Genomic DNA, 20,430 nt, shown 5'->3' with positions numbered 1-20,430 from the left:
GGCCCATTCCCTGATAGCTAGACTGTTCAGTCTAATGGCAAAACCTAATTGCAAGTGGTTTTTTCCAACCATCCAACCATTTTATCTAACCAAAGTCACATCCCCCATCAAAACCTCCTTGTTGATGCCAAGATCATCACTGTAGGTGATATTGACAAAATAAACGTAGACCCCGGCGGGCATTAACTCTCCGCGTGTTTTGCCATTCCAGCCTTCGCTGAGATTATTGCTCACGAAGATTTGACCGCCCCAGCGATCATAGACTTGTAATTCGTATTCCAAAACGAGTACGGATGGGTCTACTTGGATAAAGAAAGCATCGTTGACACCATCTTCATTGGGTGAAAAGATGTTTGGTATGAAAGCTTGAAAAACTTTGCATTCCTTGAATTGGACGAGAATTGAGTCTGTTATAATACACCCGTTATTATCCAAAGTAGCGGTAATTAATCCAGGGCTTTCCACTAGATAGTTGTCTCTTGTTGTGCCATCAAACCACTGGAAGACTCCTTGACCAACCACTGGTTGTACCTCAAAAGACTGGTTTTCGCACACGATAGTGTCCATTCCTAATTCCAGTAAAGGGAGCGGTGCAAAAGCTAGATTGACCGAGTCGCGACTGATACAGCCATTTGCGCCGGTGATGTCAAGCCAATAGATGCCAGGAGTATTTAGATTTCGATTTTGGTCTGTGCTTCCATCGTCCCAGCTTATGGCGCCAAGGTTTGAAGGCGCATTGAGCGAAATAGCTTCCCCTTCACAGGCGATGATGTCGCTTCCTAGATCAAAATCAGGAGAAGGAAGGAAATCAATAACTACAGAGTCGCGGCTAGTACAGTCACCATTGGCTACTTGTACGAAATAGAGGCCGCTGTCTTCAACAAGGTAAACAGAAGAGGAGGAACCATCCTGCCAAAGGCCATCTTGGCCTGCATTTAATACAACTGGAGCACCTTCACAAGGCATTTGATCGGGACCCAAGTCAATTGCTGGAGCAGTCAGAAAGTTAAGGGTGAAATCATCGTTTAAAGTACAGTTACCAATCGTGGCGGTCAGGTCATAACCTCCAGGTGTAGTTTCCGTAAAAGTGGGGCCAGTGTCACCATTGCTCCACTGGTAACTATCTGCTGTTATTGGGGAATCTAGTGTAAAAGTACTGCCTTCACAACTTTCGTAAAATGGATCAAAGTCGAGTTCTGGTAGGTCTGTTATTGCTACAAGAATGGTGTCGCTGGCGGTACAGCCCATGTTGTCGGCTATAAACCAATATTCTCCAGCATTGCTAACCGTAAAGTTAGTTGCCGTACTCCCATCCTGCCATGAGACGGTGCCGCTATCTGTAATAGCCATCAGGTTGAGGCTTTCGCCTTCACAAAGTGTAGTGTCAGCACCTAATGGTGTAATTACAGGACCATCACTTAGGATGACCTCAAAATACTCTCGGACGATACAACTTCCAAAGGTAGCATCAAGAAAATAGGTGCCTGCTGTGGTCGTTGAAAAATTAGCATCCATATCTCCGTCGCTCCAAGCGTAAGCATCGGCTACTGCAGGGGAAGTGAGGTTGATCACATCTCCCTGGCAGGCAAATATTTCATCGCCAAACTCAATGGTTGGATTATCCTGGAAAGTAACGTTAATGGAGTCGCGACTGCTACAGCCCATTCTGTTGCCCTCTACCCAATAAAGGTCGGATTGGAAGACGGTGATCCCATTCATTGTGCTTCCTGTTGACCAAGTATAGCTAATATCAGAAGCAGGAAATCCTAGTATAAGACTGGGCTGGTCACACACTAAGGTATCATTGCCTAAGTCAATGATTGGTACACTAGAATAGTTGACGAGTACGGTGTCGCGGGTGCTACAACCACTGTTGGCTGCTTCCAGCCAGTAGATTCCGGGCGCATTACCGGAAAAACTATTATTAGTGCTTGCGTCTTGCCATAGGTAAGTATCTGCGGTGACATTAGAGGTCAAGTCAAAGGTTTCTCCATCACAAAGATTAATATCTAAACCAAGGTCGACAATGGGGGCCGTAGCCAGGCTAACCATGGTGGTATCACCGGCCTCACAGCCGCCAATATTGACGACCACGCTGTATTCTCCAGCCGCATTTAGCGTAAAAGTAGGATCGGTAGACCCATCTTGCCATAAGTAGCTTGCACCATTAATGGTAATACCGGGCTCTAGCGTAAGCGTTTCACCACTACAAACTATCGGGTCATCTACAAGGTCTACTGCGAAATCTTGGGCGGCAATGACTTCAATGGTATCTCTTATAACACAGCTGGTCTGAAAATTAACCTCTACGGCATAAGAACCTGATTGTGTAATCACCAAAGTAGAATCGGTGGAGCCATCTTGCCAGAGGTAGGTTTCTCCTATGGTGTAGGAATAGGCATTTAGAGTCAATGGATCACCATTGCAAAGTGCTTGGTCAGGCCCCAGGAAACCTACGTCGATAAACTCTGGTGCACTGTCAAAGATCCAGCCTACGTTGGTGTTGTCAATATCCGTACTGCGGGCTCCTGCGAGGAAGTTAGCGCCACCTACGGCCTGTATGTCGCGCATCTGGATAAAGTCGGCAAGGATATTGCCACTAGCAGGCATATTTACGTTGGCTAGCGAATTGAGCATGGTCGAAGACAAGCTGATCGGCGTACAGTTGTTGCCAATGATCTGCCAGTATTCATTGATCGTCTGGGTGAAGAAAGCGTCAAAACGGTAGGCTTTTCCCGGCGCACACAGGAGAGTGTCCATACTTTGTTGGCGCAACAATCGTGCATTCCCATTAAGGGTAATCGCATTGAATGTACCATTGTCTGTGTCAATCGTGGCGTCTCCTGCTGGCTCCGTGAAGTAAACATTGTTCAGTGAAAGTGGATAGTCAAAACGGATGCCGGGTAAGGTATTGGTGAAATAGATATTAGAGTTACCAGGCTGTAAATCAAGCCCTGATGAGAAGACGGTAAAAGTGGAGATAAACGGACTTGGATTGTTACCAGTCAGTTCTATTTCTGAATCTCGTAACAGTAAGGTTTTTGGATTGGGTAGACCTACTGCTACAATATCTTCTGCGAGAATGGATTGATCGTTGGTATCAAAGGTGCCACGGTTGAGACTAATCGTAGATGCATTCAATGGGTCGGTAAGTTGGTAGGAACCAGTTCCTTCAAAAAAGAGGGTGTAGAGCCTTACTCCCGTAGTTGTTATCGTATGATTATTACTGCCGTTAAATTTAATGAGGAAAACGTTCCAGGTCATTAGGCTTTCGATGGTCAATGAACCAAATATCTGTAGGTAATTGGAGTTGTAATTAGGTGTATTGGCAATGCCTGCCTCCCAGGTCATATCGTGGCAATACATATTGTTGCCTAGCAAGTTATTCACTAAAGGGTTGACCGAAGAAAATGAATTGGCATCAAAAATAACATCATCAATTGGGGTTGGGATACACTCGCCGCCAGGGCCACCTGAGCTTAGCGACCAATTGTTTTCGTCGTTCCAGTCTCCGGCATCGCCTACCCAATAGAGGGTTCGACCAGCAAAGTTGGCGAAGTTCCAGTTTACATTCCCACCATCGTCAATTGAGTTGTTGGCTTGCAAATTCCCGGTGCCGGTTTGTATGATACCGTGTAGAAAGATACGATCAAAAGTATGATCGTTAGCAATGTTGAAGTTGGTGGTATAGCCGGTGCTGTTGGTACGAATATAGATCATTCCATCTAGGCAATTACCATTGGCATCCAGCTCATTGATGGTTTGGGTGACATCACTAACAAAATTGTATTGATGGCCGGGAGCCAGGTACCAGTAATCGACGGTGTTATTACCGGAAATAGCTCCTTCTTGGTAAAACCATAGAGAATCGATGGTTACATCCGTACCTGGAAAATCAATTAAGGAAAACAGGCGGCCTTCGTAAGAGCTAAAGATCACCTTGTGGTAGGCTGCTGTGGCACTGCCAAAGGTTCGGTGTAGTGAGGAAAATTGTCCCAGATGCTCAATGGTTGAGGTTCCGGCATCGAGTAACAGATTGTCGGTGTTAACCTCCCAAATAGGCGCGAAGAAATTATGAAGATTTACCCGGATATAAGAGGACCCAAGGTACAATTCCCGTGGGCTAGCAAATTCGGAATAGAAGCGATTGACTTCCATATCCTGGTCATTGGTGCGCAGGATACCAGAAAAGAAATAGAGGTTGAAGTCTACGTACAAATCATCTTGAAGAATCCATTCGCCTCCGGTGCCGGAAAAATTCACATCAAAATTAAAGGGCTGCCCGGCACTGGTGATGGTGTTCCCTAGTTGGTCGGATTCAAAGTAGTAAGCACCCGCAAAGGTGTGTTGCATGGCTGTTATAAAAGTCAGCGAACCACCCAATCGCAGTGAATTATTGGCTAAACCAGTAAGGTCGGGCATATTGGTAGCTCCTGTCCAGTCCATGCTCCGGCAGTAGGCGTTTTCTACATTTATGGTTACAGATTGGCCAGCGGCATTGAAGGAGTTGGCGTCAAAATACACGTCATCCAATTGGGAGGGAATACAACCACTGCCCGGTCCGCCGCTGGTAAATGACCAGTGCATAGGGTCGTTCCAGTTGCCAGTACCGCCTACCCAGAAGAAATCTTGTGAGGGGCGTGGATTGAGTGTCCAACCTGTATTGTTGCCTAAATCGACCACGTTATCGGCGGTGAAAGCTCCCGTAGCATTTATGTCACGAAGGGAGACGAAGTCGACCGCCACGTTACTGCCTGTAGCAAAGTTGGTCGCATTACCAGCGGAGCTAGATTCTATTCCGATGCTTTGTAGACAATCGCCTTGTGCATCAATCGCCCCTAGCGTAAAGGTTTCGCCAGCCTCAAATTGATAACGTTGACCGGGGTGTAAAATAAGATTACCAATGGTGGGGCTGCCGTTGAGTAGGGTCAGGTGAAAGAGATCCAGCTCGTTGTAGTTCATGGTAGGCGCATCGGCACCATTGCCACTAGGTATCCAAGGAATAATGCGACTATTCCCCATCGGACTGCTTAGGATCACTCGATTGAAATTAATAACACCAGGCCCTTCCATCCAAATATCAACGACCGGATCAATAAGGATAAAGGTGGAGGTTCCAGCAATCATCGTCAGATTGCTTGCATGCAACCGCAGTGGCTGGATGATCTGCTCTGGGACATTCCCGCTAAAAGGATCAATTGTAGTACCACGAATGGTGATAATCGACCCCGCTAAGTCTAGCGTTCTGTTGTTATTGGTACGACTTTCAAAGTATTTGCAATCAATGTTTTGACCATTGGTTTGTAGGTTGCCCTCGTTTAAGACAAAAGCGCTGTCTACGGTAATCCCACTGTTGAGTAGCCAGGTGGCAGTACCATCAAAGAAGACGTCTTGCCCGGCTGGCTGCGTACCGTAGCTGATGGTATTTGTAGGGAGTGTGCCTGTGAAGACTGTTCGCCCGGTAAATGAGAAGGTCATGGTAGGCGCCAAGTCTAGCGAGCCATAAATGTTTAAGGTCACGTTGGCACCACCAATAAAGGTCGGGTTATTGGTGACGCCCACCCAACTCATGCTTCGACAAAAAATGATATCGGTATTCATAGTCACCGTTTGCCCTGGTGCAGTGAAGGAGTTTCCATCAAAGAAAATATCATCATCGGCAGTTGGTGCTTGTGGATGGGTGATGGCACCACCAGAGCTGGTAGCCCAATGGCTGATATCTGACCAGTTGCCACTTCCACCGATCCAAAAATAATCGGCAGCAAACAGGAAGCTTATGTTACTCAGGGAAAAAAGGAGTAGGAAAAGGAAGCTTTTGGGGAAACGCATGTTTTAGGATTTTTAAGAGTTTGTTTTGAACGCTTTCGTCACGAGAATTAAAGATTTACGGTTCTGGCGAAGCTGCAAAATTCGAGTTTAGCGGGCTAAACGAGTATTTTGCAGCGAAGTCAGGTTCGTAAAGCGTTAGTTCGCAGTAGGAATAAGGTCTAAACAAGCTCGTAACCGGCCTAAATTTACGGTATTTTTTTTAGCTACCCTTTGTACTCGATAATCTCGCGAAGGTTGTTTTTTGCATCATGCGTTACAACTACTTTATAGATGTTAGCCATTGTGATTCAGCCTCTAATAACTAGGTGAAATCACAGATTCTATCTCCTTTTGTATGAGCGTATTAAAATAAAACACTAACCATTAATAGATTTATATAAGAGAAATGAGAAGGTTATAACGAATGGTAATGTTACGTACAGAATCATTGCCCCTTTCCTTATCTTTCTATGAAAAAACATTTTTCCCTTAGATATATCTTCAACATCGTTTGATATTTGACTAAGTCCGTATTTTTTAAAAAATAACCACCAGTGTATGAAAGCACTGGTGGTTAAGAATACTAGTGAGCAGTATTTATTTCCCATAACCAAGAAGAACTCTGCTTGAAAACCCATTAGATAGGATAATAAATACAGTATAATTACTAGGTACAAGTAACTAATGATAGATATTAAAAGCAGCGTTGGGAATTCATTATTCTTACCATGCATGTTAATTCTTCTGAACTCGGAGATCTCAACAAAAAGACTTACATAGAGGTCAATGAACTTTTTCATAATTAGGGGTAGTATTGCATCGCGCATGTTAGTTTCCAAACTAACATGTATATTTCGCTGGTCTCCCAACCGGCGGCTACTAGCTAGTTATCTGCTGACTGGGAGGCTATATTGCACTTAGTGCAGGCTCTTCGGCCATACTCACGCACAAATCAGATAACTAATCAGTCGTCGGGCGATCTAAAAAAAAATTTGACCATTCCAAGGACTCATTGAGCCTCTTAGAAATGTAAATTTGAGGAATATCAGTAGAGACATTATAACATAAAAAACAAGAATTTCATAATGCTGTAATTCTATGACTTTAACTGTTTTGTAATAGATGTTATCCAAAAGGTACACCAACAATATTACCTCAAGAATACCAATACCAAAACAATAGAAGACATCAACAATACCTGCTCCAAAATGGAGAGTTGTTGTACTATTTAAGGAAAATAGGAGTACAAATCCTAAGAATAAGAGTATTACTCCCAGTGTCAAAAAATACTGTTTGGGATTCATTTTCATAGGTACTATAAATGAGTATTCATTCATCCAGCTCCTTACTCTGATTTCAGTACACCACTACCGCACCTTCACCAACTGATCCACTACCAAAACGTGGCCTTCTTGATCTTTTATTCGTAAAAAATAGATACCTGCGGACCAATTTTCTGTAGAAATATTTTCCTCATTTGCAAAATTCTTGCTTATCGTTTTTTGACCTAAAGCATTGTAGACTTCAAGCTGATAGCGGGCCGGAGAATCGTTAATTTTTACCGTGAAGTTGTCATTGAAAGGGTTGGGGTAGATGGCCCAGGCGTCGTTCTCTAAAAGGTATTCGGCATCGTTAACCATACAGTTTGGATCATCACTGGGGAGGATTTCCAGTGTGATGGTGGTATCGGTAAGGCAGCCTAGATTATCTTCAATGGTAAACTGTAAGGTCGTCAGGCCAATGCCTAGTGGGAGGATAATAATACTGTCCAGGTTTTGAAAGAGGATATCGTCGCTATTTTCCCAGTACCAGGTAGCAGCGCTTACGATTTCTTCTCCATTAGCTTCAATCTCGCCTTCTACATTGATCCCCCACGAGAAGATGACGCCATTATCCAGGCCTAAATTATCTGTTACTCTTATCTTCCATTCTCCATTTAATGGGCAGCCTTGCAAATCGTTGAAGCTATCTTCAGGCTCGTAGCTTCCTGCCGGGAAATAAGTGTCCGTATAGGTGTAAATGTTGCCATCGACATCACTGGGAACTGTGGTGTAAGAATAAGTTGGGGCGTTGACATCAAATTCGATCAAGGTGCCATTGGTGCTTTCTGGAACAAAGGTGTATCGGTAGGGGATACCAAAAGTGATATCGGAAGATACACCGTCAACAGGGTTATTGGCAAAGGGTTCTCCAAAGTTGGTAGACCCAATTCCGCTAGGGTAGTCTAGTAGATAAATACTATTTCCATTGGGACAAACCAATTCTATGTCCAAGTCTCCGGAGTAGGAATGTTCTAAATCCATCCAAAGGCTGTCTAATGGATTTTCGTCACCGACGGTAGCACCTGCCGGAAACTGATTAAAAGTAATCGCCGATTCATATTGTCCTCCTGACCCATCGGGCAGCAGTAGCGTGTCACCAAGTGCTCCCGCACTGTAAGTAACCAAAGTGGAAGGTAGAAGGGTAAAACCGGGAATGTTATTAAGTGAGTCGAGCAGGGTATACAATAGAATAGTATCGCCCCAGCAATAGGTATCTTGTAGCAATTCGCTTGCAGCAAGGCTAATTCCCGGAGACACCCTGACAAAACGGAAAGGAATATTTACGGTAGGACAACCCATTTCATCGGTAATGTTCAGTTGCACCAAATAGAATCCAGGCTCGGTAAAGACCTTCTCAACCTGAGAGCTGTTATTAAAGGTTCCGTCACCAAACTGCCAATTGATCGTACTGGTCGTCAAGTCTTGAGGATAAACAAGTCCGTTCTGAGGGAAAATGGCTTGTGCATCAAAGCGTACTGTATCGCCAGGGCAGATATCGATAAAAGGGGTGTTCGGTATGGCAGGTGGCATGCTCGCTATGTCCGCTATTATGGGTTGACAGGAGGATAAGCAGGCAATTGTAGCTTCCCAACCATCGCTTTCCCCTTCATCATCACTGCTAAATTCCACGTAAAGGCAACCGGTCAAATTAGCGGCTGTCGCTTGCACGGAAAATGGAATACCTGAATGAATGCTCACCGGCGGGGTGAGCAATGGCGCAGAGGCATCGTTGCCGTCATAGAATCGCAGGGTATCGCCAGGCAGCACCTGGATGCTAGAAAACTGCAATAAGCTATGAGTGCTTCCTGTACCATCACTGCAAATCAATGTAGAGAGGGTCGTGTTAGCTTCGTAATCATCGTCTCCTCCTGGATCAAAAAAAACGCCGCTACAATCCGTTATTGGACTGCCGTCCATAATGTAATCTTGGGCGATGATTGGGGAATAAATGCCTAGAAAAAGAAATAGAACTGAGAAGAAAAATTTGAGAGTGCGCATTAGTTGGTGTTTAGTAAGGTGTAATTCACTAAAATTAACAATCAATTTTTTAAAATCAATATTTAATTTAAAATAGTGACTTACACCTTACCAAATGGAACAAGTTCTTAGCGCTTATTCCAACTCTATTACCAAATCATCCTGCTGTACCAGCGTCTTCTCTTTCAAGTGAACCTTCTTCACGATACCGGCTACGGGCGAAGTAATAGTACTCTCCATTTTCATCGCTTCAATGATGAATAGAGGAGCATTCTCTTTGATTTCCTGCCCTTCTTTCACCAATATCTTGCTGAGATTTCCTTGCAGTGGTACGCCGATTTCTTTATCGCCACTGGCTTTACGATTCATTACACGCTCAACCTTCAGATTGCGATCGCGAAGCTGTACAGACCGAGTCTGCCCGTTTAAAGTAAAGAATACGAGTCTGTTACCCAGGTCATCAGCAGCAGTGCTGTTGAGATACCTGATCATGATGGTTTTACCAGGAGCAATGGTCACCATGATTTCTTCATTAGGTTTCAAACCATAAAAGAAAGCAGGACTAGGCAAGTTGCTGATTTCACCAAACTCTTCGCGGAAGTCGGAATAATCTTGATAAACTTTGGGATAAAGCAGATAGGAAAGTAAATCTTTGATCCCTAAATCCTTACCGAAGTTCTTTTTGAAAGCCTTGAGTTCCTTGTCAAAATCAATGGGTTCCATGTGAGCATTAGGGCGCTCGGTGTAAGGGACTTCTTCCTTGAGGACCAGCTGTTGAATCTCTTTAGGAAACCCTCCGTTTATCTGACCCAAATCTCCACGCATCAGTGCTTTTACACTGTCAGGGAAGGCCAGCTTGTTGCCTCTTTCGAGAACGTCTTCCTTTGTGAGGTCGTTGCTGGTCATAAACATGGCCATATCTCCCACGACCTTGGAAGAAGGAGTCACCTTGATTAAGCCACCAAAAAGATCGTTGGCCGCTTGGTAATTGGCTTTGATGGTTTCAAACTGTTCTTCCAACCCCAATCCCCGGGCTTGTGGCCGCAGGTTCGAGTATTGTCCACCGGGGATTTCGTGCTCGTAAACGCTGGCAGTACCGGCGCGTAACTCCGTCTCGAAAGGGTAGTAGTAAGCCCTCACGCTTTCCCAGTAAGCACTGTAAGCATTGAGTGAAGGCAAGTCAATTTTGTTCTCCCGTTCATGGCCTTGCATCATCGCGACCACAGAATTGAAATTGGGCTGTGAAGTGAGCCCCGAGAGGGCACTTATTGATACATCCACCACATCTACGCCAGCTTCAATAGCTTTTAGATAGGTTGCCGCTTGTATGCTACTCGTATCATGCGTATGCAAGTGAATCGGCGTGTCGACAGTTTCTTTTAACCTGCTAACCAAAAGCTCTGCCGCTAACGGTTTCAATAGTCCTGCCATGTCTTTAATGGCGATGATGTGAGCACCGTGATCCTCCAGCTCCTTGGCCATGTCCAGGTAATACTGAAGGGTGAATTTAGTCTTGCCAGGATCGGTAATATCCCCGGAATAACAGATACAGGCTTCGGCCAAACTGTTGGTGTTTTCCCTCACGGTCTTAATACTGGTGGCCATATTATCGACCCAGTTAAGGGAGTCGAAAATGCGGAAAATATCAACACCCGTTTCGGCAGCTTCCTCAATAAAGCGAACAACTAAGTTGTCTGGATAAGCAGTATAGCCTACTGCATTTGATCCACGCAAAAGCATCTGCAACAGTACGTTAGGCATTGCTTTGCGTAGCTGAGCTAATCGTTTCCAGGGGTCTTCCTTGAGGAAACGCATGGCCACATCAAAAGTAGCACCGCCCCATACTTCCATACTGAAGACGTCGGCACCGTGCTGTTGGGCAAAGCTTTCGGCAACCTGGAGCATGTCAAAAGTGCGCATGCGCGTCGCTAGTAAACTCTGGTGCCCATCGCGGAAGGTAGTATCGGTGTAATGAATTTTCGAGTCTGCCTTTAGGTCTGCGATAAAACCTTCGCGGCCTAATTGCGTAAGACGATCTTTACTGCCTTGCGGGAATGGATTTTCTTTTACAAAAGCAGGCACCTGAGGTTTTAGGAAAACCTTCGTTTTGTCGTGGTATTTAACATCAGCATTACCGTTGATATTAACCTCTGCGAGATAGCTCACCAGTTTGGTGCCGCGGTCTTTCCAGTTGGGTGTTTTTAGTAGCTCGGGGTGGGCAGGAATAAAACCTACCGTCGCCTGTCCTTTCTTGAAAGTTGGATTTTGCAAAAGATTTAGCAAGAACCCAATGTTGGTTTTTACACCACGAATACGGAATTCACGTAAGGCACGGTGAAGACGTTCACTAGCTCCGTCAAGCGTTCTACCCCAAGCGGTAACCTTTACGAGCATGGAGTCAAAATAGGGGCTGATCTTAGCACCAGGGAACGCACTACCTGCATCGAGGCGGATACCCATGCCGGAAGCTGAACGATAGGCGATTAAGGTGCCATAATCTGGCTTAAAGCCATTCTGAGGGTCTTCTGTCGTTACACGGCACTGAATAGCGAAACCATTGATTTTTACATCATCCTGGTTTCTGATAAAGATCGTCTTATGTGCAAGAGGATACCCCATAGTGATGAGGATTTGAGACCGCACCAGATCAATACCTGTAATCTCTTCTGTAATGGTATGCTCTACCTGAATCCGAGGATTTACCTCAATGAAATAAATATTTTCCTCCTTGTCTACGAGGAACTCTACGGTCCCGGCACAACTGTAATTAACTTCCTTGCCAAGGCGAATGGCATATTCGTAAAGCTTCTCCCTCGTTTCCTTTTTCAGGGTAATACTTGGCGCAACTTCAACAACTTTCTGGAACCTGCGTTGTACAGAGCAGTCGCGTTCGTAAAGGTGTACAATATTGCCCTGCTGGTCTCCAAGTATCTGAACCTCAATGTGCTTGGGTTCTTCAATATATTTTTCAAGAAAGACGGTGTCGTCTCCAAATGCAGTCTTAGCTTCTCCTTTTGCTTCGTGATACTCCGTTACCAGTTGTTCATCATTGCGAACGACTCGCATTCCGCGTCCGCCACCACCAGAGGCGGCTTTGATCATAATAGGATAACCTATTCTCTGAGCTTCGGCCAGTGCAATTTCAGCATTGTCAAGATCCTGCTGAGAATCTTCAATGAGTGGCACATCTACTGCCCGGGCAAGCACTTTAGCCGCCATCTTATCCCCGAGACGTTCCATAGCCTCAGGGCTGGGCCCTACAAAAGCAATGCCTTCTTCCCGACAGCGACGGGCAAAATTAACATTTTCGCTAAGGAAACCGTAGCCTGGATGGATGGCATCAACGCCCTTTTCTTTGGCTAGTTTGATAATCGCTTCTATATCGAGATAAGGCTTTAAAGGCTCATCATCCGGTCCAATTTGATAAGCTTCATCAGCTTTATATCTGTGCAGGCTATAACGGTCCTCAAAGGTATACATCGCCATGGTCCGCAACTTCAACTCAGAGGCTGCACGGAGAATACGGATAGCAATTTCGCCCCGATTGGCGACAAGAATTTTTTTGAACCTTTGGATCTTTTTGGGCATGGGGACAGTTGATTTTTTAGTGTGTGGTTCGGCTAAGTGTTAGAAAAAGCGACACAAAAGTACTTTACGCTAGTGCGAAAGCCCTTTGTCACCATCATAGCAGCAACCAGCAAGTAATATAACCAGTATCGATAAAATTGTGAAGTCTGAATTTTGCGTTTCTACGAAAGCTATCAAGATAGGCTTTAGTATCCGTAGCGCCAACCTGTGAATTTTCCTTCCAGATAATCAACTTGTTGTACATCTCCTAATCGGAAACGAACGGGCATTTTTGTTGCCTGCTCTAGCTTTACTTCCAATCGGCAAAAGAAAGCCAAGTCTGCGGCGGAATAACAATTAGGTTGTTGTTCGAGTGCTAAGGAGGAACTACTTAGCGTCAAAGGAGATAAGTAAGCAGGGGCCGTTGATACCTCTGAAAAAGAAGGTAGTCCAACGGGGAATATTTTGATAAAAGAAGAAAGGGGAGTAGTAGACGCTATCTTTTCTTGCAGCAAGAGCATTGGCTGCTCAATAACTTCTTTTGTTTGCCCAAACAAGGAATTACAGCCTAGTAGCATGAACCCCAAACCAATCAATAAATATTTGTTCATGCGGTAGTTGTTTAAAGATATGCGCCTAGCCCTTCTTCGTCCCGGCGTATAATTCGAATTTATGAAATTTACAGGGAATCTGACTGTTTAACAAATGAATCTTACGAGAAGGTCGCAGTCCGACACTTTTTATGGCTCTTAAGTTACCTGAGAGTATCCAAGCCTGATAACCCGTAAAGTCTGTCTTTAGTTTATCTCCGATTTCACCGTAAAGGCCATTGATGTCTTCCGGATCAATTCTCAAACCATAAGGTGGGTTGGTGACTACCGTTCCAGGCCCTTCAGGAGGGAGGAATCGCTGGAAGCTACTACGCTTTACTCGGATGTACGAACCAAGGTTGGCTGCGTTGATATTGTTTTCTGCTATTCTGATGGCTTTGAAATCCTTGTCACAACCAAGAATTGGAATATCGTAAGGTTGGCGTTGTGCTCGAGCTTCCATTTTTATTTCTTTCCAAAGACCTGGCGAGAAGTCCTGCCAGTTTTGGAAAGCAAAATCTCGGTACATTCCTGGAGCTTGGCGGGCAGCAAACATTGCAGCTTCGATAAGAATAGTACCAGAACCACACATGATATCTACAAAAGGCTGATCCGCTTTCCAACCCGATAGTTGGACCATTCCTGCAGCCAAGACTTCATTTAATGGAGCCGCACCACCATCGGTACGATAGCCACGCCGGTGGAGGCCATCGCCTGAACTGTCTAGCGAAAGGGTCGCCTCATTACGGCTGTCTAAGTGCAGATTGAACCGAATATCTGGCGATTTGGGATTGACACTTGGGCGTTTTCCAGTTTTGTCACGAAACCAATCTGCAATAGCATCTTTGGTTTTTAGTGCCAAATACTGGCTGTGAGTCATCTGGTGAGATTGGGTAACCGCCTGGATGGCAAAGGTCTGATGCAGTTGCAAATACTTTGACCAATCTATCTCCCTTAAAGCGTCATAAAGCCCTTGTTCATTGGGAGCGTGGAACTGCTTGATGGGAATTAAAATCCGTACGCCACAACGCAACCATAGGTTTGCTCGGTAGAGCAGTGCCTGATCTCCTTCACAGGTAACGGCTCTTTTTAAGACCGTAATATTTTTTGCGCCTAGGTTTTGTAGTTCTCCTGCAAGAACATCTTCAAGCCCGGCCAGTGTTTTTACCAACATTTCCATTCTGCAAAGGTGCTGAGAAATTTGGCAAAAAAGAGAATTCTATGGCTTTTTCTTAGAAGGACTGCCAATCTTTAAGGACAATGTCTCTTAGTCCATCAATAAGACATCCCCTTCTATGATGATTGTCTCTCCATTTTGTAAACGCAATTCTGCCCAGTAGACGAAGATGGCCTTGTTAAGGCGTTTCCCTCTTGTTTTTCCATCCCAACCTTGTGATGGATCATTGACTTGGAAGTTTTGATTTACAAAAACCAAGCCACCCCAGCGGTCAAAAATATTCAGAGAGACTATTTCTGTAATTTGCTGCGGATCGCCATAAATAGTGAAGCGATCGTTGATGCCATCGACATTATTAGGCGAAAACACATTGGGAACATAGACAGGAACCGTTTCGTCGACGAGTAACAGAATTTTTGCTTTTGAGCTGCAACCATTAACATCAGTCACGAACAATTCAAGGAAGGTGGTCTGTTGAGCTGTGAAAACAGGATTCAGGCAATCTGTACAGCTTAATTGTGGATCGCTGCTCCACTGAATACTAGCGATTTGATCAATAGCTTGATCAAAAAGAGGTTCCAGTGTGTATTGTTCTCCCAGCTTTAATTCTACTTGTTCCTCTAAAAAAATATTGATACCCGTAGCTTGACTAATACTGGTTACGGCAAAAACTTCGCAACCATTGATATCCTGTACAACAAGGTCGTAAGTACCAATAGGCAGGTTTAGAAACACAGGGGCACCCACAAAGTTATCACCGCCATCAATACTGTACAAATATGGAGGGCTGCCGTTGCTTACTTCATCAAATACAATACTGCCGGTTTCTTCACCACAAGCAATATTATTGGTAATGAGGGTTTCAATGCTGGGTTCTTCAATAACAACATTAAAAATATCACTAGACTGGCAATCATTGTCGGTATTGGTGACAACAAGCTCGTAGTTCCCAGGAGTACTTGTTGTGAAATTATTTAGAACTCCTTCGGCTACCGTGACACCTGCTGCGTCAAGAATAGTATAAATAATATTGACTCCTTGGCTTGAGTTGCTGAGATCAATGACTGCATTGCCGGTAAAGCAATCAAGAATGTTTATCGCCGGGCCTGCTTCAGCAGTGGGGGCATCTTGATCAAGAGCAACATTCACAATATCGTTAGCTGTACAGCCATTGAGTGTGTCAATAACGTTGAGTTGAAAGTTGCCTGTTAGGTTGGTGGTCAGTTCCCAGCTACCGGTACTTATTGGTGTGCCATCAGGGCTTACCCAGTTAGGTACCCAATTGATGGGGCCTGCCTCGCCTTGTAAATTAGCGTTTATATCAAGACAACCAATGCTTACATCATCACCGGCATTGGCATTTGGTGCGGTAAAATTGGTACTTACGTTGATATTTGTTTCGTTAGAACAATCATTGTCGTTATTAATCAAGCTTAGGGTATAGGTACCTTCTTGATCGACCATTAGGTCCGCATTGCTGCTTAATAATGTCTGGCTTTCATCATACCAACCAAAGGAAAGGCTTCCAGGAGAATTGCTGTTTCCAGTGATAACAATACTGGGTTGATAACAATTGATGAGGGTATCGTTGAGCGGTTCGAAAACCGGAATTTCTCGTTGCTCTGTAACTATTGTTTGCAAGGTATCAGCACAGCCATTACGCTGATCGGTCGTAATAAGAGAATAGTTTCCGGCTAGCACAACAGCAACATCAGATAGATCGGAAGGACTGACTATACCACCCCCTGGACCATTCCACTGATAGGAATAATCCCCTGGACCATTGCTGATATTAGAATTAATATCAATGGTGTCAATACTACAAGTAAGTGTGTCTGGTAGATTGAAGTTTACAATAGGAGCAATCGTATCTATTCCTACATCAAAGAGAATAGTACTTCTACAGCCATTCGCTTCATCCCTGATGGTGAGGGAATAGCCTCCGGCTTGGTCTACCGTTTGTTCCCATGTTGTACTGGGCAAAATGTCACCCATCGCATTTCTCCAGATAGGTGTATAGTTTGCCGGGCCGGAGCTGGTGCTCAAGGTTACAGTCTCATTGTTACAATCGATATCGCCGGGTAAATCTGGTATAACTCTTGGTGTCAAGGTATCTATTGCGACCTGGAATTGAGTCGTTTGGGTACATCCGTTATCTGCATCTGATAGCATGACAAGGTAAGTGCCCGGTGTATTAATTTGAGCATTAGCCGTTTGACTAATCGTCATACCCGATGGGTTTTCCCAGCTAAAGCTAAGATTTCCTGTATTAGGGCTTGTTGCTGTAAGGTTTAGTGTGGGAAAGAAACAGTTCAAAAGCGTATCAGGAATAGGATCAATGGTCAGCGATGACAAGTCTTCGAATACCGTGCTGAGTAAAGTGTCCCTACAGCCATTGGTGATATCTTCTGCGATGAGTTGATAATCACCTGGTTCGAGTACGGTTATATCCTCGACTTGTGAACTTCCATTGATTCCTCCCATCGGCCCATCCCACTGAAAGCTGTAGTTGCCTGATCCATTGAGGATATTTACATCTATATCTACCTGATTAAGATCACAATCCAGTGTGTCTGGTAAGTTGGCAAGCATAACCTCAGGAGCAATAAAATCTCCAGTAACGATGATCGTATCTCTGCCTGTACAGGATGTACCATTTTGGGTCGCTATTAATACATAAGTATCAGGTGTGGATACCGACAGCGTAGGCGAATTCGTAAGTAATGAAGTGCCATTGATGTCTTCCCAGCTGAAGGCCCAGTCTGGATCAGGATTGGCCACAGATAATTGAACCGTATCCTGTAAACAACTAAGGCTGGCTGCTCCGCCAATCATTGGGTTTAAATCGGAAGAATAAACATCTACCTGTATACTCGTTGTTGCTGAGCAATTATTGTCATTGTCTACAATACTTAAGGTGTAAGTGTCGGGTGTCGTAACACTTAGCATGAGAGGATTCGGGGCTGGAATAATCGTATTAGTGGCGTCTGTCCATTGGTAAGAATAGTTGCTACCTTGGCTTGAGTTGCTAGCGTCTAGCGTAATGGAGGATGTAGCGCAGTCAAGGGAGTCTATCGCATCAATGAGTACAACTGGAAGTATACTATCGCCAATAATGGTAGTGGAGAGTGTGTTGGTGCAATTATTGGCATCTGTGACAATAAGGTCGTATGCTCCACTGACTAAATTATCATTTAAAGCATTCATGTTTCCATCCGACCAAGCATATGAATAAGGTGTAATTCCTCCACTAACTTGTCCTTCAAGGCTTCCCAAACTTTGACAATCAGCAAAAAGATTGAGGGTGTCGATGGTTACTTCGAGCAAATCTGGTTGGCCCAACGTAACTGAAATAGTATCCAAACAACCATTGCTATCATTGATAAAGGCATTATAGGTGCCAATATCCAGGTCGTTTACAATCGCAGTATCTAATCCTACTTGATGACTCCATATGTAAGTGTAAACGCCAGTACCTCCTGACGGGAACAACTCAATACCTCCATTGGCTGCTCCAAAACAATCAATGGTATCAACCTGTGTCGTTGTCGTAATATCTACGACCAAGACCTGAGCTTCGCCATCTGTTGATCCAGTACAACCATCTGCACTGAGGTTAGTAATTTCATAGACCCCCGTATTTGTAATAGGTATTTGAAAAACACCCTCAGATATATTGGTGTAGGTTGTCGGAGAGCCATTGGAAAGGAAATCGAAAGAAAAACTACTTCCATCTGTTAAGGTAATAGGTAAAGCTACGTTGGGCCGACCATCACAGAGAACAAAATCTCCGTCCAATAAACCTGCTGGAGACTGAACATGAACCATGTGGTACAAGGTGTCAGTAGCCCCGCATTCGTCACTTATGATAAGTTGGATCGTATCATCCACCATCGGAACGATATTGAATATAGAATCCTGGTCACCATTGGGCCATTGGTAACTAATATCGCCAGTGCCGCCTATAGGTATGGCTGCAAGTTCCAGGCCATCACCAGAACAGACACTGCTAGGGCCAAGGATACTGCCTGTGAGTGATTGTGTTTCAAGAATATAAATAGTTAATTCTGACTCGCTACAATCACAAGGGTTCCTTAGTTTGAGCGTGAAAGTTTCAGTTCCTTCAATGATATTATCAGAAAAGAAGTCGATAACGACAGTATCGGCAAATACGCCAGCAGGAATAACGATAGAATCCGGCAGAGCGGTATAATCCAGCCCTGCTGTTGCTGTGCTAGAGGGGAGCAGAGAATAAAATACCGTAAGATCATCGGTGAGTACAGAATCTCCTCTTGTGAAAATGATAGATGTTGAACCACAGCCTTCGTAGGAAGAATCATTGCTTTGGCTAGGCCCTGTTACCTGACTTGCAACCCGAGAGGTAAGACCAGCCGCAAAACTGTTGGCCTTGAGGAAAACAGCAGCATCCAATTCGGGGTCAAAACCACGATCACTTACTACTAGCTTAAGGTGATAGGTTTCACAAGGAATAACTCTTGCAGAAGCAACTAAGGGTACTGTAAATCCATTAAAAGCGTTAAAATCAGAAGCAGGTGCAGGCTGGTTTAAACTACAGCCTATTTGTCCAGGAGGTATATTGTTGCGATAAAAGGTATTATTGAAAAAAGGGTTGATACTTTGGGCAGTAATCGCTTGATTAGTTTCGGGTACAACAGCAATATTGATTCCGTTATTAGTGAATGGACCATTAAGGCCTGGGCCATCAATAAAGAAGCCAAATAAATCAATGAAGGTAGAAAGTGAATACTGACAATATTCCTCAGAGGCAAAAACGAACTCAAATGAGATGCTATCTAGTGTAGGGACAAAGTCAAACTCTAGAACTACGGGATCAAAAAAATTAGGATTGAGGTTGCCTTCCAACTCAGAAAGAATGACTAAGTCGGGGTCAGCACTTGTGACACCATAATTTGTGGATAGTGTATTAGGATCACCGAGGTTAATGCCAATATTGGGGCCCATAATTTCCTCTACATTTCCATTGGAGAGAATAATACCTTCTGCAAAGCCTATGGAAGAGGAGCCATTCGTGAAAACGCCTGCCTGACCCACTTCACCGCGAAGTTGAATATTAGAAACTTCGAAACATTCTCCTCCTCCTAAGAATACCTCCCGAATGAGATACTCACCATCTGTACTTGTCAATGCTGATATGGTATCAGACTGTGCCTGCAATCGAGCACTAATGGCAAGAAGCATAGTTGGCAAAAGAAGGAGTAGCAAGGCCCTTAAGCTAGGGGGGTGATTCATTTTGAAGTTGTGTTCCTAGGAAAATGCCGGTTACAAAATAACGCGTATCATCCTTGAATAAGAATTATTCAAAGATAGTAGATTTGACGGGATGCACACTAAATAGTAACGGTAGGAATTCGACATTACACGTCGAATATTTTACAGATCAGGAAGGAGCACAATAGAGAGGAGTTCAGTCCAATAGTCATTTGCTATTGCATGACTATTGGACTGAGATAGTAAGCGCTTATTCGTACTTAAAAGGAAGTACTTTGCTATCTTTTACAGAAGAAAGTGTCATGAGTGTTTTTAAACGCTCAATTTCTTCAATTTGAGAGAGTGTCTTGAACAGTAATTTCTCGTAAGTAGGAATATCCTGACAAACGATTTTGATCAAGAAATCAGCGTCTCCTGTAATAATATAACACTCTACAATCTCTTCAATTCCTTTAATTTTTTCGAGGAAATGATTGAGTGCGTTCTCCTTTTGCCAAGCCAGGGATACCAATACAAAAGTTTTCACATTAAGCCCAATAGCCTGTGGGTTAACCTGAGCATGGTAGCTTTGAATGATCTCACTCTGTTCTAATTTCTTGACACGTTCAAGGGTTGGAGCAGGGGAAAGGCCAATTTTCTTGGAGAGGTCTAGGTTGGTTATTTTACTATTCTCCTGGAGGATCTTCAAAATTTTCAGATCGATTTTATCCAGTTTATCTGCCATTACAACTTTATTATT

The 20,430-nt window shown here is 44.1% G+C and carries 7 protein-coding genes; all 7 read right to left on the bottom strand.

Translation table 11 applies throughout. From position 1 onward, the window contains the following. Window positions 1-81 precede the first annotated feature (81 nt). Window positions 82-5,829, bottom strand: coding sequence for a T9SS type B sorting domain-containing protein (locus A3EU_RS0118460; RefSeq protein WP_020537679.1), 5,748 nt, complete (start codon window positions 5,827-5,829; stop codon window positions 82-84). 1,346 nt (window positions 5,830-7,175) lie between these two features. Next, complete coding sequence (locus A3EU_RS0118445; protein ID WP_020537676.1) at window positions 7,176-9,128, bottom strand: T9SS type A sorting domain-containing protein; 1,953 nt, start codon at window positions 9,126-9,128, stop codon at window positions 7,176-7,178. A 114-nt stretch (window positions 9,129-9,242) separates the two neighbouring features. Continuing rightward, window positions 9,243-12,695 carry a pyruvate carboxylase gene (locus A3EU_RS0118440; protein WP_020537675.1) on the bottom strand — a complete coding sequence of 1,151 codons (3,453 nt, stop codon included), beginning with the start codon at window positions 12,693-12,695 and terminating at the stop codon, window positions 9,243-9,245. A 185-nt stretch (window positions 12,696-12,880) separates the two neighbouring features. Then, complete coding sequence (locus A3EU_RS0118435; protein WP_020537674.1) at window positions 12,881-13,285, bottom strand: hypothetical protein; 405 nt, start codon at window positions 13,283-13,285, stop codon at window positions 12,881-12,883. A 25-nt stretch (window positions 13,286-13,310) separates the two neighbouring features. Then, complete coding sequence (locus A3EU_RS0118430) at window positions 13,311-14,444, bottom strand: THUMP domain-containing class I SAM-dependent RNA methyltransferase (RefSeq protein ID WP_020537673.1); 1,134 nt, start codon at window positions 14,442-14,444, stop codon at window positions 13,311-13,313. Window positions 14,445-14,531: 87 nt separating this feature from the next. Further along, window positions 14,532-19,712, bottom strand: a complete 5,181-nt coding sequence (locus A3EU_RS0118425; protein WP_020537672.1) for a choice-of-anchor L domain-containing protein — start codon at window positions 19,710-19,712, stop codon at window positions 14,532-14,534. Window positions 19,713-19,941: 229 nt separating this feature from the next. After that, window positions 19,942-20,415 carry an Lrp/AsnC family transcriptional regulator gene (locus A3EU_RS0118420; RefSeq protein WP_020537671.1) on the bottom strand — a complete coding sequence of 158 codons (474 nt, stop codon included), beginning with the start codon at window positions 20,413-20,415 and terminating at the stop codon, window positions 19,942-19,944. Window positions 20,416-20,430 lie beyond the last annotated feature (15 nt).

The organism is Lewinella cohaerens DSM 23179, from assembly GCF_000379805.1.
Classification (GTDB): domain Bacteria; phylum Bacteroidota; class Bacteroidia; order Chitinophagales; family Saprospiraceae; genus Lewinella; species Lewinella cohaerens.
This window is presented reverse-complemented; position numbering and strand designations above follow the sequence as displayed.

Coding starts and splice junctions, on each gene's coding strand:
- A3EU_RS0118445 (WP_020537676.1), bottom strand. CDS start 9,128: ATGCGCACTCTCAAATTTTTCTTCTCAGTTCTATTTCTTTTTCTAGGC.
- A3EU_RS0118430 (WP_020537673.1), bottom strand. CDS start 14,444: ATGGAAATGTTGGTAAAAACACTGGCCGGGCTTGAAGATGTTCTTGCA.
- A3EU_RS0118425 (WP_020537672.1), bottom strand. CDS start 19,712: ATGAATCACCCCCCTAGCTTAAGGGCCTTGCTACTCCTTCTTTTGCCA.
- A3EU_RS0118435 (WP_020537674.1), bottom strand. CDS start 13,285: ATGAACAAATATTTATTGATTGGTTTGGGGTTCATGCTACTAGGCTGT.
- A3EU_RS0118460 (WP_020537679.1), bottom strand. CDS start 5,829: ATGCGTTTCCCCAAAAGCTTCCTTTTCCTACTCCTTTTTTCCCTGAGT.
- A3EU_RS0118420 (WP_020537671.1), bottom strand. CDS start 20,415: ATGGCAGATAAACTGGATAAAATCGATCTGAAAATTTTGAAGATCCTC.
- A3EU_RS0118440 (WP_020537675.1), bottom strand. CDS start 12,695: ATGCCCAAAAAGATCCAAAGGTTCAAAAAAATTCTTGTCGCCAATCGG.